Below are 14694 nucleotides of genomic sequence, written 5' to 3'. Positions count from 1 at the left end.
AATGCCAAAAACTTGTCATGAACCGCCTAAAAATGAGCATTCAAGTAAAATTTTTCACCCAAAGGTTCATATCTTCCAGTTTATCGAAGATATAACAATTATTGGCCAAACGTCCGCGGTACGAGTATCCATGCTGATGCAATGCAGCATTCATACCGAATGAGAGCGACCGGGCAATTGAATAGATACAAAAAATCCCATGCGAAATAAGATAGTCTTCTAGTGCGGAAATCAAGTGTTTCATCAAACCATACTGCCGATGTTCCGGCAATGTTGCACAATCAGTGATTTCCGCATTATGATAAAAAGAATCAATTTCTGCGGAAGCAGCACTGACGATCCTCCCTTCATGAACAAAAACATAAAAAACCGTTCCCTTTTCCATGCACTTTTTAACATATGACGGATCATTCATCGGAGTAGGATACACTTCGAAGACTTTCCCATACAATTGTGACAGCTGAAGTGCATCGGTAACTTCCGCCATACGGCCTTGATAAGCTGAAGGTGGATCATCTAGTCCGGTTTTTATCGGCAGACTCTGAATATCCGAGAGGATTTGATCTTCCTTTTCCCATTCTTCACTGTTTCGCCTTTCATTCCTCTTATATTTAACAAGGAAGAAACAATCGCTTCCCAAAAAGAATTTATCAATGCTTCCTTCATATAAAAAGCCCTGGGCAAGTAATTCCAGAACGTTTTCCTTGCGTGACTTGAAGATGATTTTCTCCGCTGACATACCTTTAGCCACCTTCAGAGACTCCTCTACGCATTCCTGAAAATGACCTAGATAATCATCAACCCTGACCCGCTTATTAAATTGGTCGATCGTGATATGTATTGTGCACCTTTGCTTTTGAATTCTTTTTTCAATCATTCCCGTCTCCATTTGTCTCGCTCCTTTCACATCAATCGATCATTGTAAAAGAAGGCCTGACCCCTTCTAGAATCAGACCCCGGGGAAAATAATTATTGCGGTTCCACGCCACACCATTCAATTATGGTCAATGCGATGATTTCTGCAACCTCCATCATTTTATCCACTTCTATATATTCGTTGGAATCATGTGCCATTTTCGTTTCCCCTGGTCCAAATACAACTACGGGAGTCGAACCAACCCCTGAAAGATACCCTCCATCCGTCGCCCAAGGGGACGCTTCGACAAGCGGGGCTTTCCCCACCACTTTTTCATAGTATGTGCCAATGGTTTTCATAAGCGGATGATCCATTTCGAGATTGCCAGGGAGCCATCTGGCCCCAAACCATTCTAATTCAATAGGTTTTTCTTTGAACCATTCATCACTCTGGTTTAAAGCATCTATTCGCTGTATTAGTGATTTCTGTGCCTCTTCCATGGTCTCTTTAGGTGCGACACCGAATCTTCCTTCAAGTACGGCTATATCCGGCACGGAAGAAGGCCAATTCCCACTTTGAATGCTACCTATGTTGATCGGAATGGGGATGGGTACATTTTTATAGAGTGAATGACGGAGTGACTCATTCCGTTCTTGTTCAAGCCTCTTGATTTCTTTCATTACACTAACCGATTTATCAATTGCACTGACTCCTTCATACCTCGTGCCTCCATGTGCAGACTTGCCCTTTATTTTCAGTCGAAACCACATCGAACCTTGCTGTAAAGGAAATAGTTTCATATTGGTAGGCTCCGGAATGATTGCCCCATCAGCTTCGTACCCTCGGATGACTGCCGCAAGTGTACCGGCACCACCGCTTTCCTCCTCAATCACACTCTGAAAAATCAAATCCCCCTTTAATTGGATTCCAGATTCGACAATCGCTTCAATGGCTAGCAATAAAGAAACATTGCCGCCTTTCATATCTGTCGTTCCCCGCCCGAACACTTTTCCGCCCATTAACTTGCCGCTATACGGATCATCATGCCATGCTGCATGATCTCCTTCAGGAACTACATCAATATGGCCGTTTAAAATGAGGGATTTCCCCTTGCCGGTTCCTCTTTTAATAGCCACAAGATTCGGATTCCCTTTAAAATCCCTGCGGTCACAATAAAAATGGGGATGTTTCCTTAATTGTTCATCCCCGATTTCCCATAGATCTATTTCAAGACCCAGTTGTCTGCACTTCTCGACCACTATGGCTTGTGCACTTCCTTCTTGCCCCCTTTTGCTCGGTTCTTGAACCAGCTTTTGCAAAAGCTGAATCCCATTCGTCCTTGAATCATTCAACCATTTTCTTATTTTTTCCTCATACATATCCATTCTCCTCTCTCATTCTTTTAAAATATGGATGTTTTCTGAGACGGTAAACAAGGCTTCGGTCCGATTCCTGATTTCCTGAATACTGAACGGTTCAAATACATCAGTTAATAAAAGGCCTTCCGAATTTACAGAAAACACCCCTAGCTCAGTGATGATCATATGTACGCATTTCTTGGCGGTTAACGGCAACGTACATTTTTTGACTAATTTAGACATGCCCGCTTTATCGGTATGTTCCATTAAGACGATGACCTTTTTTGCCTTTGCAGCCAATTCCATGGCACCGCCCATGCCTGGCACCCGCTTTCCCGGGACAATCCAATTAGCGAGATCCCCCACTTCACTTACTTGAAGGGCTCCAAGAATCGTGATATCCACCCTGCCGCGCCGTATCATCCCAAATGCAACCGTACTGTCGCAGTAGGAAGCCCCCGCTCTAATGGTGATCGGCAGCCCCCCAGCATTGCAAAGATGGGCATCTTCTTTACCCTTTTCAGGAGAACTGCCAATACCTACAAGGCCATTTTCAGCATGAAACATAACCTTATGGTCATTCAAAAGATGATTCGGTACAAGGGATGGAATGCCAATTCCCAAATTGACCAGCATCCCATCGCTTATTTCTGATGCTGCCCGTTTCGCTATTCGATTTCTATCTTCGGTTCCCAAACCCATTTCCAATCGACTCCTTTTGATGGAATGATATAATCCACAAAGGCACCCGGTACAATGATGTCCTCTGGATCCAAAGAGCCAAGCGGAACGATTTGCATGGCTTCGACTATAGTGATTTGTCCGGCCGTAGCTACAAGTGGATTCGTATTCCTGGCGCTTTTATCAAAGATGAGATTTCCATAAGGATCTGCCATTTCTGCATAAACAATGGCAATATCGGCAGTTAATGCAGATTCCACCAGATAATTTTTCTCACCTAGCTTTACGGTTTGCTTGCCGTCCCGGACGAAATCAGCCTCAATTCCAATATCAGTCAATACCCCACCTAGCCCCATCCCCCCGGCCCTGATGCGTTCGACAAGCGTCCCTTGCGGAGAGAACTCCACTTCGAGCTCTCCATTGTTCATCAATAGTCCTGCATTTGGATTGGAACCGATATGGGAAACGATGATTTTTTTCGCACGGCGTTGGGTGACAATTTTTCCAATTCCTATATCAGGGAAACCTGTATCGTTCCCAATCAAGGTTAAACCCTTTATACCTGACTCCAAAATCAAATTGATCAATCCTGGGGGTGTCCCTATGCCACCGAACCCCCCATACAGGATGGACTGATTATCTTTAAAGAGATGGCGGACATCCTCCAAATGACAAATCTTCTGGAATGTATTTTCCGGCACTATGACTCACTTCCTTGTTGTGCTGGCCGTTTTCCTTTGAATTCATTGAATTGCTGAAAAGTTATATCGATCCTCATTAACAATTCTGCACACTCCTCTTCCGATATAGTTAACGGGGGGGAGATGATGATGGCTGCCCCGGTCACACCGTCAAGGCCTGCCGCCGCGGGATACAGCAGTATTCCATTCCTCATTCCCAATTCAATGATTTCATTGGTCACATCGGCCTCCTTCGGAAATGGGGACTTCGTGGCTTTATCCTGAACAAATTCGATGCCAATCAATAAACCCCTGCCACGTATATCACCGATAAAGGAATACTTCCCAGCTAACTTCTTCAGGCCCCTAATTAGGTCCTTTCCCCTATCGGCTGATTTTTCGACAAGTTCATTCCTCTCGACATATTCTAAAACGGCCAAAGAAACCGCACACGATAATGGATTTGCACTAAGCGTATGGCCTCCGATAATTGACTTCGAGCCTTTGATTATTGGCTCCATCACGTTTTTGGTCATTACTGCGGCCGCTATCGGGGTATACCCGCCACTCATACCTTTACCAAATGTTACGATATCAGGTTCCACATCCCAATATTCGGAAGCAAGCATCCTACCGGTACGTCCAAATCCAGTCATGACTTCATCGGCAATGAATAAAATATCATTCTCTTCGCAGATTTTCTTGAGTTTTTGAAAATAACCATCAGGAGGGATAATGGCACCTCCGGCTGCTCCAATAACAGGTTCTGCGATGAAAGCCGCTATATTTTCACTGCCAATACGCCGGATCGACGCTTCCAATTCAGAAGCACAGGCCATACCACACGTATGGGGATCAAGTTGGAGTGGACACCGGTAACAATATGGAGGAGATACAGAAGGATATGATTCAAGTAAAGGAGTAAATCGTTCCCGGCGAATCGGATGGCCAGACATTGAAAGAGCCCCCATCGTGATACCATGGTAGCTCATCCACCTCGATATGACTCTCTGTTTCTTGGGCTTCCCTTTTTCCTGCCAATGCTGGATGGCAATTTTCAATGCAGTTTCAGTCGCTTCGGAGCCGCTGTTTACAAAAAAGCTATATGTCAGATCCCCTTTGGTCAATTCAGCAATTTTTCCGGCAAGATTCTCTGCAGCTTCACTGGTAAATTGGGAACGATATACAAATGAAACCTGTTGAGCCTGTTTTACCATCGCCTCCATGATTTCCTGGACGCCATGGCCAATATTGGCAGTAACAGCACCGGAAGAAGCATCAAGGTAATCCTTTCCTTCTTTGTCGTATAAAAACACACCCTGACCATGACTGATAGTCGGGTAGGTTCCTCCCAGGACCGGCTTTATCAATGAAGACTGCTCCATAAACCCACACACTCCTTCTCTTTATAAACAAATGCATTATTGTAAAGTGTATGTCCAGATGAAGGCAATCTTGCTAAGGAAATTGACCTATGCATGTAAACGGATAAATTTCTTGGTTTCATGTTCAGGAAAAAAATAGGAACAAAAAAAGTGTATCCACAAGAGATACACTTTTTTCTTACAATACGCTATTTAGTTTATCTTCACGAATTGACTCCAAAAAACTTTCATCCTTTAAAACAGCCAGCACATTTTTATAAAAAGCAGTTTTATCGATAACTGAAGTATGTACATATTCATACTCTTTTAAAGACGGATGACGCAAAACATTTTTCATGCAGGAATGACAAACTTTTTTGGTTCCTAACTTATAGTAGTTCAAGTTACTTGCATCCCCATTAGAAGTGTCTTCGTTACAGACGAAACATGTATGGCTCACACGGCCTTTTTTATTATACTCGGCCAAAGCCCCTTCTAAACGAATGGATGCGGGAATTGTTAATAACACATAATCACCTTTTCTATTTTAAATCTCTTAGTATTATATCAGAAAAATATAGAATTTGAACAATTAGACTCATATTCCCTAATAATGCTTGTAAAATAGGACTATTTCCAGTGTTGGTAAGCGGAAAGACTCCTAAAATACTCCAAAATGAAAAATACATTTTACATACCCTGAACAGATAAAACACCGTCCACTTTTTGAACGGCGTCATCAAATTGTATCATGAATGGATCTGGATCGTTGCTTTTCCGTTCTCCACCTTCATTACTGCATTTGCACCAACCGGCACCGTCACAAATGGATGTACATGACCAAAATTGGCATTAGCAATCACAGGTATCCCATTTATCTCCTTTTTGGAAGCAATGATTTCCTGCAAAGCATATTCAGTCATTCCCGAATCCTTTTGGAAACGGCCTATGACGATTCCTTTAATCCCACTTGCATCTGGCTGATGCAGCAAGGATTGTAAATCCCGGTCAAAGCTAAATGGATGGCTTTCTTCGTCATCTTCTATGAAAAGGATACTGTCCTTTAAAGAAGGCATAAACTCTGTACCTTGCAATAGATTGAGTGTACAAAGGTTTCCCCCAATGATCGTCCCAGCCGCTTCGCCTTCCTGAATGACCATATATCCAGCATTCGGGTGGAAAGTTCGGTCATCCTGTTCTAAATGCCAAGAGTCATCACTCCACGTTTCACTTGGATCAAGATAAAAGCCTTCATTTTCAATAACAGCCTTTTTAAAATATTCCATTGTATATTCCAGACCAGCCTTCATCCCGAACGTCGAGAAATGAGGACCTGAGTATGTAGTTAAGCCTGTTTTTTTATGAATGGCCAGTAAAATTGCGGTTATATCACTATACCCCATCAACACTTTTGGATTTTCCTTTATCAACTCGTAATCGATATATCGTAACAATTGGTTAGCGTTATACCCCCCGATGGCTGTAAAGATTCCCTTAACATTCGGATCCCTGAAGGCCTCATGCAAATCCTCGACCCGGTCTTCAATCGAATTCGAGAAAAAGTCATCATGGAACAAAGCCGTTTTACCATATGTCACTTTAAAACCAAGCTCAGTCAATCTTTCTTCTGCCAATCTGCGCTGTTCCCCTTTGACAATCGCCAAACTTCTTGAGGGAGCAATAACGCGAATTTCATCCCCTGCTTGTAAATGGGAAGGTTTCATATCTTTATCCCCCTAAATTAATTACATCTGTCGTTATTTTAGCAGAAATGGTGAATAAAGAACAACCAAGACTCTTAAGTACTGAAATTCCCTTTTCCAATCTTCCCTGCAAAAAAACTGGGAGTCATAATTTCCTTTCGAATCCTTTTGGCGCCGTTTTCCTCATCATTGGCATCCTCTCGTCATTCCCGTTGTACCGTATTGGAAAAAGGAATGGTTATGTATTGCCTGTACTGTATATATCCTTATCCTATCAGTAAACAATTATGGATTCTGTGAAGATTCCCAGTCAAACCACCAAATTCCCTGCATAAAGAAAAGACCAGCTTTATCAACTGGTCTTTTAGTTATTCAATTAGCAACAGAATGAAGCACCGATGATAATCAACAGAATGAACAAGACAACGATTAATGCGAAGCCTGATCCAAATCCGCAACCGCCACCGCAGCCGCCACCGAATCCACCACCATAACCAAATCCTCCACCATATCCACCATATCCGTACATTAAGTTCCACTCCTTTTAGAATTCTGATTTCTCTTTACACCTTACCATATGTCATTACGCCCGCCTCGGTCTGTGCATTTGCCTATTTTTTTGAATTTAAGAAAAAACTTCTCGAATCAACACCTTCAGAACCGTTATACATACAATAGGCGAACCACCAAGAGCAACATGAAAAATGTCAAAAAAACGTTTTATATTTATTGTGTTAAAATTGGGATATAATAAGGAAAAAACATTTCTTAGCCTCTTTAAGCTATCTCATTCCTATATAGATACATAAAAGGTTAATACGGGGGAACATAATTTTGAAAAAGAACGCAAAATCCTTCATCCCTTTCGCTGCAATCGCCACGATCCTTCTCATCTGCTATGTCCTTCAGAAAGCTCCTAAAACATATGGATCAGATGATTCAGTAAATGTTTATCAAAAATTCCAATCAGGCCAGCCCATTCAGTATCTCGTTATTGGTGACAGTATCGGAAGAGGGTCAGGAGCTGAAAATCCTAATCTAACATGGTTCAAACAGTTAGAAAATATGATGATCAAAACCAATGATATTCCTTTACACGGAGAGTACGTTGTCCAAAGCGGATCCACTGCTTTTGAAGGTCTATTTAAGCTTTCCCAAAGAAGGCAGCATGATCATAAAGATTTGATATTCTTCATTTTCGGTGAAAATGACCGCAAATATATGAATGTCGATGATTTTACCATGACATATGAAGCTTTAATGAGAAAGGCAAAACGTCTCAACCCTAATGCCGAATTATTCACAATAACAGAGAGTTCCTTGAAATATGAGGAATTTGCATCAGCCATCGGACTTTTATCCAAACATTATGGTGCAACTAATGTGGATATGCGTCCAATATTCAAAGATTCAGGATATACGGAAAAGCAATTGACCAGAGATCTGATTCATCCAAATGGGCTGGGTTATCAATTTTATGCTAATGCAATTTATGAACGCTTCCTGGATAATATAAAACGTGGGAAGACTGTTGCAGCCCTTCCATCTAAGCTTCATGCCCATTCTGATATTAAATTATCGGAGATTGACCACTATGAAAAAATGAACGGTTTCCGTCCAAGGGGCGGCTATTTTACTAGTAGTGAAAAGGGCAGTGTGATTGAATATAACTTCAATGGAAGTATGCTTGGAGTGAAGCTGCTCAGGAGTCCCGATGGCGGGGAAGTTAAAGTATGGATCGATGGAAATGAAACCACGACTTTGAATACGTGGTGGCCGTTTGCCCGTGAAAGATATTTATTTGTCACAAATGGGCTTCCTCCCGGTTCACATAAGGTCCGTTTTGAGGTGACTGGCAGAACTAAAGCAATGGATCTTACCATCATTCCATATGTCCGGATCGCATCGATCATCACCGATTGAATCCTATCCAATAATAAAGACCCCCCTATCATTAACAGGTAGGGGGGTTCCATTCAATCAAAAAGCTTTTTGTATTCTCCGAATCCTTCTTTTTCCAGATCTTGGAGCGGGATGAACTTCAATGAGGCAGAATTGATGCAATAGCGTAATCCCGATGGTCCCGGTCCATCATTGAAAACATGACCAAGATGAGAATCGGCAGTTTTTGAGCGGACCTCGATTCTTCTCATACCGTAACTCGTATCGAGGTTTTCCACCACTTCCTCTTCCTTTAGCGGTTTAGTAAAGCTTGGCCAACCGCAGCCTGAATCAAACTTTTCCTTTGAAGTGAAAAGAGGTTTACCTGAAACGATGTCCACATATAACCCTTCCTCCTTCAAGTTCCAATATTCATTGTTAAATGCTGGTTCCGTACCATTATTTTGCGTTACCTCAAATTGAATCGCTGAAAGTTTCTGTTTTAATTCTTCTTTACTTTTCATTTTTTTCCCCCCAGTGATGTTTTATAAATGCTTTTCGGCCTGAGCCAATCGAATATCTTTCATAATGCTCAGGTTGCTTTTTATAATAATGCTGGTGATATGTCTCAGCTGGATAAAACGCTTGAGCTGGTATAATCGGCGTTACAATCGGTTTGGAAAATTTCCCGCCTGCCTGCAGCTTAGCTTTGGATCCTTCAGCAATTTCACGTTGGTTTTCGTCATGATAAAAAATGGCCGTTTGATAAGAACTTCCCCGGTCATGAAACTGCCCTCCAGCATCTGTCGGGTCAATTTGCTGCCAAAACATCTCGATTATTTTTTCATATGGATATACGCTTGGATCAAAGGTGATCTGAACAGCCTCATAATGTCCCGTGGTTTCAGAACAAACTTCTTTGTAAGTAGGATTTTCCGTAGTCCCGCCCGTATAACCCGAGATAACGGATTCGATGCCAGGCTGCTCATCGAACGGTTTCACCATGCACCAAAAACATCCACCTGCGAATGTTGCTTTCCCTAATTGCTTTGTCAAATGAAAATCCCCCTTTTTTACAAACAAACCATTGAATGCATTTTAACGCTTTTATTTTGCCCTGTAAAATAATATGCCGATAAGTCCCTATTAACGAAAATGGTCCAGACACACGTCCAAGCATATCACCATATGATGAGATCATTATGGAAAAATGAGAGGTGTAAGAAATGAGCGATAAACAATCATATTTACAAAAAGCGATAACTTATGATTTACTATCGTCTTATTATAAATACAGCAATCCGCATTTGCATGATTATTATTACCATAAGCATTTGAAAAGTCTCGAAAAAGAAGCACAACAATTGAGATTTGAACAAATGAATGTCATACTGCCTGCACAAGTTCGCATTATTCATGCTGCCCCAACAGCTCCATCGTTTGATGTTTATTTAAATGAAATGCGTATTCTTAAAAATTTCTCATTTAAAGAGAACAATGATTATTCGACATTCCCCCCCGGCAATTACCAATTGGGTATTTACCGCAGCGGGCAAGGCACCTCACTTTTGAGCCGTAAAGTGACGCTCGAAAGCGGGAGGTCCTATACCATAGCCGCTACCTTGGCTAACGGGTCGTTGAATATGTTAACTTTCGAAGATAATCCGTTTGTTCCTCAAAATGAAGCCAAGGTTCGATTCATCCATCTTTCAGATGATTTACCCTCGGTAGATATTGCCGTCAAAGATGGTGATGTCGTTTTTGAAAATCTCCATTTCAGGAAAGCAAGCGATTATCTTAATTTACATCCCATGATAGTCGACTTTGAAGTGAGGAAAGCTGGGACTAAAGAGATTGCGCTTCATTTGCCAAATAATAGTTTCCGCAAAAATACTCCCTCAACCATTTATTTAATCGGATTGAATCGGGAACCATCCACGCTGGAAACCGTAACACTCTCTCCATAAATGAATAAAAAACCAGGATGAAATGATCCTGGTTTTTTATTCATTTACTCCCTATCACTGTAATGATGATGGGATGGTCAATAAAAATGAAATGTCGTCATTTTTAAGATCGAATTTTTTCGCCTTGACCCTAATGTCGCTTTTCAATTCCATATCCTGTAATGAGACATAAATACTTTCGTCATTTGGGTTGATGCTTACCCAATCCGGCATGTTATAACGCTCATTTATTATATTCATTACATATGAAACAGGTAAGTTCATTTGTCCGATGGCAATTGATTTTTGCTTTAAGATCAAATCCCCATTCTTTTGGGCGATTGGTTCAAAAGTCAATTTCATTTCCACTTCACGATTGAAAAATGGCATTGTACCGTATAACTCGACTTCATCCGTTAAATATACTTCGTAATGAAAGGATCCCGTCAGGCCTTCTTTATCAAGATACTGGTTAATTAATCTTGTCAGATCTTCCCGATTCGTGTGAATTTGAAATTGGATATCTTCTTCGTGGCTTACTTTTGGTATCAGTTCTTTATCTTTAGTCGGCAAATTAACTAAAATCAAAACAAACACGATGACCAGGATGTTTAGGGCTAATAGGGAAATAAACATAGTCTTCCATTTGATATTTGTCATTCTTGGTCATCATCTCCTTTGGCACTCGCTTCCAATGTGTCCTTTCCGATAGTGGTAATATCCATATCATTGTAGATTCTTGTCGCGATTAATTCATATCCGCGGTCATTTGGATGAAAATAATCCTCATCATAAAGCAAATCCTCTTTGGAATCCTTGAAAATATCTGCTATTTCAATAAAATAGGCTGAATCATATTCTTCAATAATCTCTTTCCCGCTTTCATTCCAATCATTCATGATCATATCAAGTTCATAAAAATCTGCGAACCATTTGGAAAAGGGATTATATACGCCCACCAGGTAAATTTGGGCATGATCATTTTCGGAACGGATCTTATCGAGTATTTGCCTCAATCTTTTTTCATACCCTAATTTAGCCGAATCAAACTGATTCAGTTCCAAATTGGAGAAATTCTGTTTAAAGACCTTCATGATATCATTTCCACCGATCGTGACAACAATCGAGTCAGCTTGTTTTATGTCTTCTTTAATCCTAGCTTTATCCAGTCTTTTCAATAGTTGGTCGGTCCTATTTCCACGTATGCCATGATTAATCATCTCAACGGAAGTAATCGATGGTTCTTTTACCAGCTTATTTTGTAAATAAGGAAGATACCCGCCATTATCTTTACTATCACCGACACCTTGAGTCAAGGAATCGCCTATCGATACGATTTTCACAGGGTCCGGAAAAAAGCTGGCAGGAATTGTTTCCTTTTTACTCAGCTCAACTCTGCTTTTCTGCTGAATAGTTGGCTGATTTGAGGCCGTTTCACTTTGGCCGCAGCCTGAAATCCAAACTAGGCATATGAAAAGACAGGTGATTCTGTACCTCATGACCCTCACCTTCCTACCCATGTATTATATCATGAAGAAAACGAATAATTGCAAACAATATACCTTACTTGAGCATTCCTTACTATACAATATGAAAAATGCAAGGAATAAAAGCTAGTCCTATAAAATTTAGCATGTACTGAGCATGTAAAATCATTCTTCACTTCTCCTGATTCTTCAAAACCACTTACCTCATTTTCACCAGCGTTAATGGGCCCTACCAGAAATCCGTATGAATAGATGAAAACAGAAAGAACAGGTCATTTAACCTGTTCAATAATTCTGTAAAATTTTAATATGCTTAATAATTTCATCAAAGGGAATATCCTGCAGACCTGTATAATCCTTCATGATCTTTCCTTTTTGATCAATTAGAAAAAAGCTGGTCCCATGAATCACCTGATCTCCCGTCTCTGGTTTTTTGACGATTAGTTTAAAGTTATCCCGTGCAAACCGCTCAATTTCTTCCTGACCATAACCGGTTAGAAAATGCCAATTGCTGTAATCGACATTAAATTGGTCACCATACTTTTTTAAAACATCAGGCTTGTCAATCTCCGGGTCGACAGAAAATGAAACGAACTCAACATCAGATATACCTTCATCCTTCAATTGCTGCTGCAGTTTCGTCATATTGGAAGTCATGGGCAGACAGACCGTCTTGCAGCTGGTGAATATAAAATCCGCAACCCAAACCTTACCTTTTAGATCACTTTTTGAAAAAGCTTTACCTTCCTGATCAATGTAACTAAAATCCTCAAGATCCCAATTTTTGGCATCAGGTACACCATTGGAACCGCATGCTGTCAACAGCAATAAAATTGATGCCCCCATAGCTGCCATACGCAAACGCAGCTTTCTCATCCCTACCCCGTCCTTTATGTATAAAATATTCTGTTACTTTATTTATTCTAACAGACCAATAGGAATGAGGACAGCAACACTTTTACGAATTTAAGACAATTTTACAAATGAAAGACATCTCCAGTACGCAATCATGCAGCTTTATCCTTATCAGTCCCAATAATACATGATTGCCATGGCGCCTTCACCTGTATGGGTACTGACAACGGCAGTGGTTGCTTCTATCTTTATGTCTTGATACCCTGTTAAATCTGCAATGGCCTGGCGGACTTTATCTGCGATTTCAAAACCATTTGCATGTACAAAACCAATGCCGCTAATTTTTTTGCCTTGTGTATCTTCTTTGAATTTCTTAATGATGAACTTCACTACCTGTGACTGGCTCCTGGCTTTGGATACAGGATTCAGGACACCATCGTCCAGAAGTGCAATCGGCTTTATGTGCAGCAGTGAACCGATAAATGCAGAAACTTTGCCAATCCTTCCGCCTTTAACGAGGTTATCAAGTGTTTCTATGACAATGATTAAACTTGACTGCTTTTTAATGTGTTTCAAGCGATCGATTATCTCTGCTACGGATTTCCCTTCCTTCGCCATCTTCGCTGCCTCGATCACCTGGAATGACATTGCTTTTGAAATGAATTTCGAGTCAAAAACGGTAACCTTCGATTCAGACATGCTTGCTGCACTTTCCGCTGAGCGTACAGTGCCGCTCATGCCACCTGTCATATGAATGGAAATAATCTCACTGCCGTCTTTTCCAAGTTCATTATATACCTCCACAAAGGTACCTGCGGCTGGTTGTGAGCTTTTTGGAAGTTCTTTTGATCGGTTCATCCTTTTCAGGAATTCTTCTTGTTCTATTTCAACCTTATCCAAAAAAGTTTCCCCATCTATATAGATCGATAAAGGAACCATTGTTATATCATAATATTCTAGTTCTTCCGGTGTCATATCAACTGTTGAGTCTGTTACTATTTTTACTTTATTCATGATTACACATCCCTAATTAACATATCTATTGTATTATACCTATTAAAGGTACGCATTCAAACCAAATGTTATCTTTTTCAAGTGAGAGAATACTCATCTATTGAAATGATCACAAAAAAAAACCGACCCATGAGCTAACCCGAACGCATGCCGATTAACACGGCATTCGTGGTATCTCTTTTATCGGAGAAGTTAGCTATGGGTCAGTCCGCATCACGCATTATTGAGTAAGCCCCCAAAGAAAATCTTGTTATAAACGGGCCATTTGAGTACGGATGCTAAGTAATGCTTAAATGAGTAATTTTCTTTATGATCTTTATTAGCAAAAACTTTCTTTACAAATACTTCCAAACGCACGGTCAACATAAAAAAATTCGGATCACTAGGCAGTAAGACAGGTATTTCTGAAATCGTGACCTTATGTCCAAAACAATCTTTGAATTCCAAGCATTTGAACATCAATATATCAATCCTCATTTTTAACCGATTGCTTACATTATACACAATAAATCCAAAATTATAAATATTCAAATGTGTAAAAAACAGACAAATCAAGCTTGACATCGATTAAAAAAAAGACCCATAAGTGATATTATCCCCTTAAAGTAGAAAGTGTAAAAAGTCCATGAAAAAACATGGATGTTACACTATTACTTGGAGGGGACTTTATTATGGCTAAAAAAGGGGGATGAATTTTAACTTATTCCAAGGAATTCAAGATCCAGGTTGTCCAAAGTTATATAAATAATTGGGGCAGCCAATCTGCTATTGAAGGAAATATGATCTTAAAAGTAGGCTGTTTTCACATACTTTGTTGCTATTTACCAGGTAGTGAGTTGTGGTTGATTTCCCCTCCAGATGCTCGCTTT

The 14694-nt window shown here is 40.5% G+C and carries 17 protein-coding genes; 2 read left to right on the top strand and 15 right to left on the bottom strand.

Annotated features, from left to right (window positions below; translation table 11 throughout):
- Positions 1-40 precede the first annotated feature (40 nt).
- The 8 genes from ablB to ACFX4L_RS10225 all read right to left on the bottom strand — a co-directional run bounded on the left by ablB (position 41) and on the right by ACFX4L_RS10225 (position 7171).
- Positions 41-889: a putative beta-lysine N-acetyltransferase gene (gene ablB / locus ACFX4L_RS10260; RefSeq protein WP_089364042.1), complete on the bottom strand. Its 849-nt coding sequence runs from the start codon at positions 887-889 to the stop codon at positions 41-43.
- Positions 890-969: 80 nt separating this feature from the next.
- The gene (locus ACFX4L_RS10255) at positions 970-2241 is read right to left on the bottom strand and encodes a peptidase (protein ID WP_377404984.1); all 1272 of its coding nucleotides are present in this window, start codon (positions 2239-2241) and stop codon (positions 970-972) included.
- Positions 2242-2250: 9 nt separating this feature from the next.
- Positions 2251-2916 (bottom strand): 3-oxoacid CoA-transferase subunit B, encoded by a 666-nt coding sequence (locus ACFX4L_RS10250; protein WP_089364044.1) that lies wholly within the window; start codon positions 2914-2916, stop codon positions 2251-2253.
- Positions 2883-3572, bottom strand: coding sequence for a CoA transferase subunit A (locus tag ACFX4L_RS10245; RefSeq protein ID WP_377405042.1), 690 nt, complete (start codon positions 3570-3572; stop codon positions 2883-2885). The genes ACFX4L_RS10250 and ACFX4L_RS10245 overlap by 34 nt, the downstream gene beginning before the upstream one ends.
- Positions 3573-3595: 23 nt before the next feature.
- Complete coding sequence (locus ACFX4L_RS10240) at positions 3596-4960, bottom strand: aspartate aminotransferase family protein (RefSeq protein WP_377381943.1); 1365 nt, start codon at positions 4958-4960, stop codon at positions 3596-3598.
- A 178-nt stretch (positions 4961-5138) separates the two neighbouring features.
- On the bottom strand, positions 5139-5468 hold the full coding sequence (locus ACFX4L_RS10235; protein ID WP_061463606.1) for a hypothetical protein: 330 nt from the start codon (positions 5466-5468) through the stop codon (positions 5139-5141).
- Positions 5469-5688: 220 nt separating this feature from the next.
- Positions 5689-6663 (bottom strand): S66 family peptidase, encoded by a 975-nt coding sequence (locus tag ACFX4L_RS10230; protein WP_284470440.1) that lies wholly within the window; start codon positions 6661-6663, stop codon positions 5689-5691.
- Positions 6664-7018: 355 nt separating this feature from the next.
- Positions 7019-7171 (bottom strand): YjcZ family sporulation protein, encoded by a 153-nt coding sequence (locus tag ACFX4L_RS10225; protein WP_081108834.1) that lies wholly within the window; start codon positions 7169-7171, stop codon positions 7019-7021.
- 305 nt (positions 7172-7476) lie between these two features.
- Between ACFX4L_RS10225 and ACFX4L_RS10220 the strand changes: the two genes are divergently transcribed.
- Positions 7477-8565 (top strand): SGNH/GDSL hydrolase family protein, encoded by a 1089-nt coding sequence (locus ACFX4L_RS10220; protein WP_176431996.1) that lies wholly within the window; start codon positions 7477-7479, stop codon positions 8563-8565.
- Between the two features lie 53 nt (positions 8566-8618).
- Here ACFX4L_RS10220 and msrB read toward each other — a convergent pair whose 3' ends face one another.
- A complete protein-coding gene (msrB, locus tag ACFX4L_RS10215; protein WP_284470439.1) occupies positions 8619-9047 on the bottom strand; it encodes a peptide-methionine (R)-S-oxide reductase MsrB in 429 nt (142 codons plus the stop codon).
- On the bottom strand, positions 9037-9528 hold the full coding sequence (gene msrA, locus ACFX4L_RS10210) for a peptide-methionine (S)-S-oxide reductase MsrA (RefSeq protein WP_377405039.1): 492 nt from the start codon (positions 9526-9528) through the stop codon (positions 9037-9039). The genes msrB and msrA overlap by 11 nt, the downstream gene beginning before the upstream one ends.
- Before the next feature lie 221 nt (positions 9529-9749).
- Here msrA and ACFX4L_RS10205 point away from each other — a divergent pair, with 221 nt between their 5' ends.
- Positions 9750-10490 carry a DUF4397 domain-containing protein gene (locus ACFX4L_RS10205; protein WP_377381951.1) on the top strand — a complete coding sequence of 247 codons (741 nt, stop codon included), beginning with the start codon at positions 9750-9752 and terminating at the stop codon, positions 10488-10490.
- 54 nt (positions 10491-10544) lie between these two features.
- Here the strand turns inward: ACFX4L_RS10205 and ACFX4L_RS10200 are convergent, their stop codons facing one another.
- The 5 genes from ACFX4L_RS10200 to ACFX4L_RS10180 form a co-directional block, all read right to left on the bottom strand.
- Complete coding sequence (locus tag ACFX4L_RS10200) at positions 10545-11129, bottom strand: YpmS family protein (protein WP_284470436.1); 585 nt, start codon at positions 11127-11129, stop codon at positions 10545-10547.
- Positions 11126-11968: an SGNH/GDSL hydrolase family protein gene (locus ACFX4L_RS10195; protein WP_377381954.1), complete on the bottom strand. Its 843-nt coding sequence runs from the start codon at positions 11966-11968 to the stop codon at positions 11126-11128. Before ACFX4L_RS10195 ends, ACFX4L_RS10200 begins: the two co-directional genes overlap by 4 nt.
- A 273-nt stretch (positions 11969-12241) precedes the next feature.
- Complete coding sequence (locus ACFX4L_RS10190; protein ID WP_317777014.1) at positions 12242-12832, bottom strand: SCO family protein; 591 nt, start codon at positions 12830-12832, stop codon at positions 12242-12244.
- Between the two features lie 150 nt (positions 12833-12982).
- Positions 12983-13825, bottom strand: coding sequence for a DegV family protein (locus tag ACFX4L_RS10185; RefSeq protein ID WP_061463620.1), 843 nt, complete (start codon positions 13823-13825; stop codon positions 12983-12985).
- Positions 13826-14038: 213 nt separating this feature from the next.
- Positions 14039-14284 (bottom strand): DUF2535 family protein, encoded by a 246-nt coding sequence (locus tag ACFX4L_RS10180; RefSeq protein ID WP_309145495.1) that lies wholly within the window; start codon positions 14282-14284, stop codon positions 14039-14041.
- Positions 14285-14694: the final 410 nt, after the last annotated feature.

The sequence above is a fragment of the Peribacillus sp. YIM B13482 genome (assembly GCF_042787975.1).
In the GTDB taxonomy this organism is placed as follows: Bacteria; Bacillota; Bacilli; order Bacillales; family DSM-1321; genus Peribacillus; species Peribacillus simplex_A.
The sequence above is the reverse complement of the archived record's forward strand: the minus strand, read 5'-3'. Positions and strand labels throughout refer to the sequence as shown.

What these genes read in the sequence shown, in the direction of transcription:
- ablB (WP_089364042.1), bottom strand. Translation starts at nt 889, where the DNA reads ATGGAGACGGGAATGATTGAAAAAAGAATTCAAAAGCAAAGGTGCACA.
- ACFX4L_RS10255 (WP_377404984.1), bottom strand. Translation starts at nt 2,241, where the DNA reads ATGGATATGTATGAGGAAAAAATAAGAAAATGGTTGAATGATTCAAGG.
- ACFX4L_RS10250 (WP_089364044.1), bottom strand. Translation starts at nt 2,916, where the DNA reads ATGGGTTTGGGAACCGAAGATAGAAATCGAATAGCGAAACGGGCAGCA.
- ACFX4L_RS10240 (WP_377381943.1), bottom strand. Translation starts at nt 4,960, where the DNA reads ATGGAGCAGTCTTCATTGATAAAGCCGGTCCTGGGAGGAACCTACCCG.
- ACFX4L_RS10230 (WP_284470440.1), bottom strand. Translation starts at nt 6,663, where the DNA reads ATGAAACCTTCCCATTTACAAGCAGGGGATGAAATTCGCGTTATTGCT.
- ACFX4L_RS10225 (WP_081108834.1), bottom strand. Translation starts at nt 7,171, where the DNA reads ATGTACGGATATGGTGGATATGGTGGAGGATTTGGTTATGGTGGTGGA.
- msrB (WP_284470439.1), bottom strand. Translation starts at nt 9,047, where the DNA reads ATGAAAAGTAAAGAAGAATTAAAACAGAAACTTTCAGCGATTCAATTT.
- msrA (WP_377405039.1), bottom strand. Translation starts at nt 9,528, where the DNA reads ATGGTGAAACCGTTCGATGAGCAGCCTGGCATCGAATCCGTTATCTCG.
- ACFX4L_RS10205 (WP_377381951.1), top strand. Translation starts at nt 9,750, where the DNA reads ATGAGCGATAAACAATCATATTTACAAAAAGCGATAACTTATGATTTA.
- ACFX4L_RS10200 (WP_284470436.1), bottom strand. Translation starts at nt 11,129, where the DNA reads ATGACAAATATCAAATGGAAGACTATGTTTATTTCCCTATTAGCCCTA.
- ACFX4L_RS10195 (WP_377381954.1), bottom strand. Translation starts at nt 11,968, where the DNA reads ATGAGGTACAGAATCACCTGTCTTTTCATATGCCTAGTTTGGATTTCA.
- ACFX4L_RS10190 (WP_317777014.1), bottom strand. Translation starts at nt 12,832, where the DNA reads ATGAGAAAGCTGCGTTTGCGTATGGCAGCTATGGGGGCATCAATTTTA.
- ACFX4L_RS10185 (WP_061463620.1), bottom strand. Translation starts at nt 13,825, where the DNA reads ATGAATAAAGTAAAAATAGTAACAGACTCAACAGTTGATATGACACCG.
- ACFX4L_RS10180 (WP_309145495.1), bottom strand. Translation starts at nt 14,284, where the DNA reads ATGTTCAAATGCTTGGAATTCAAAGATTGTTTTGGACATAAGGTCACG.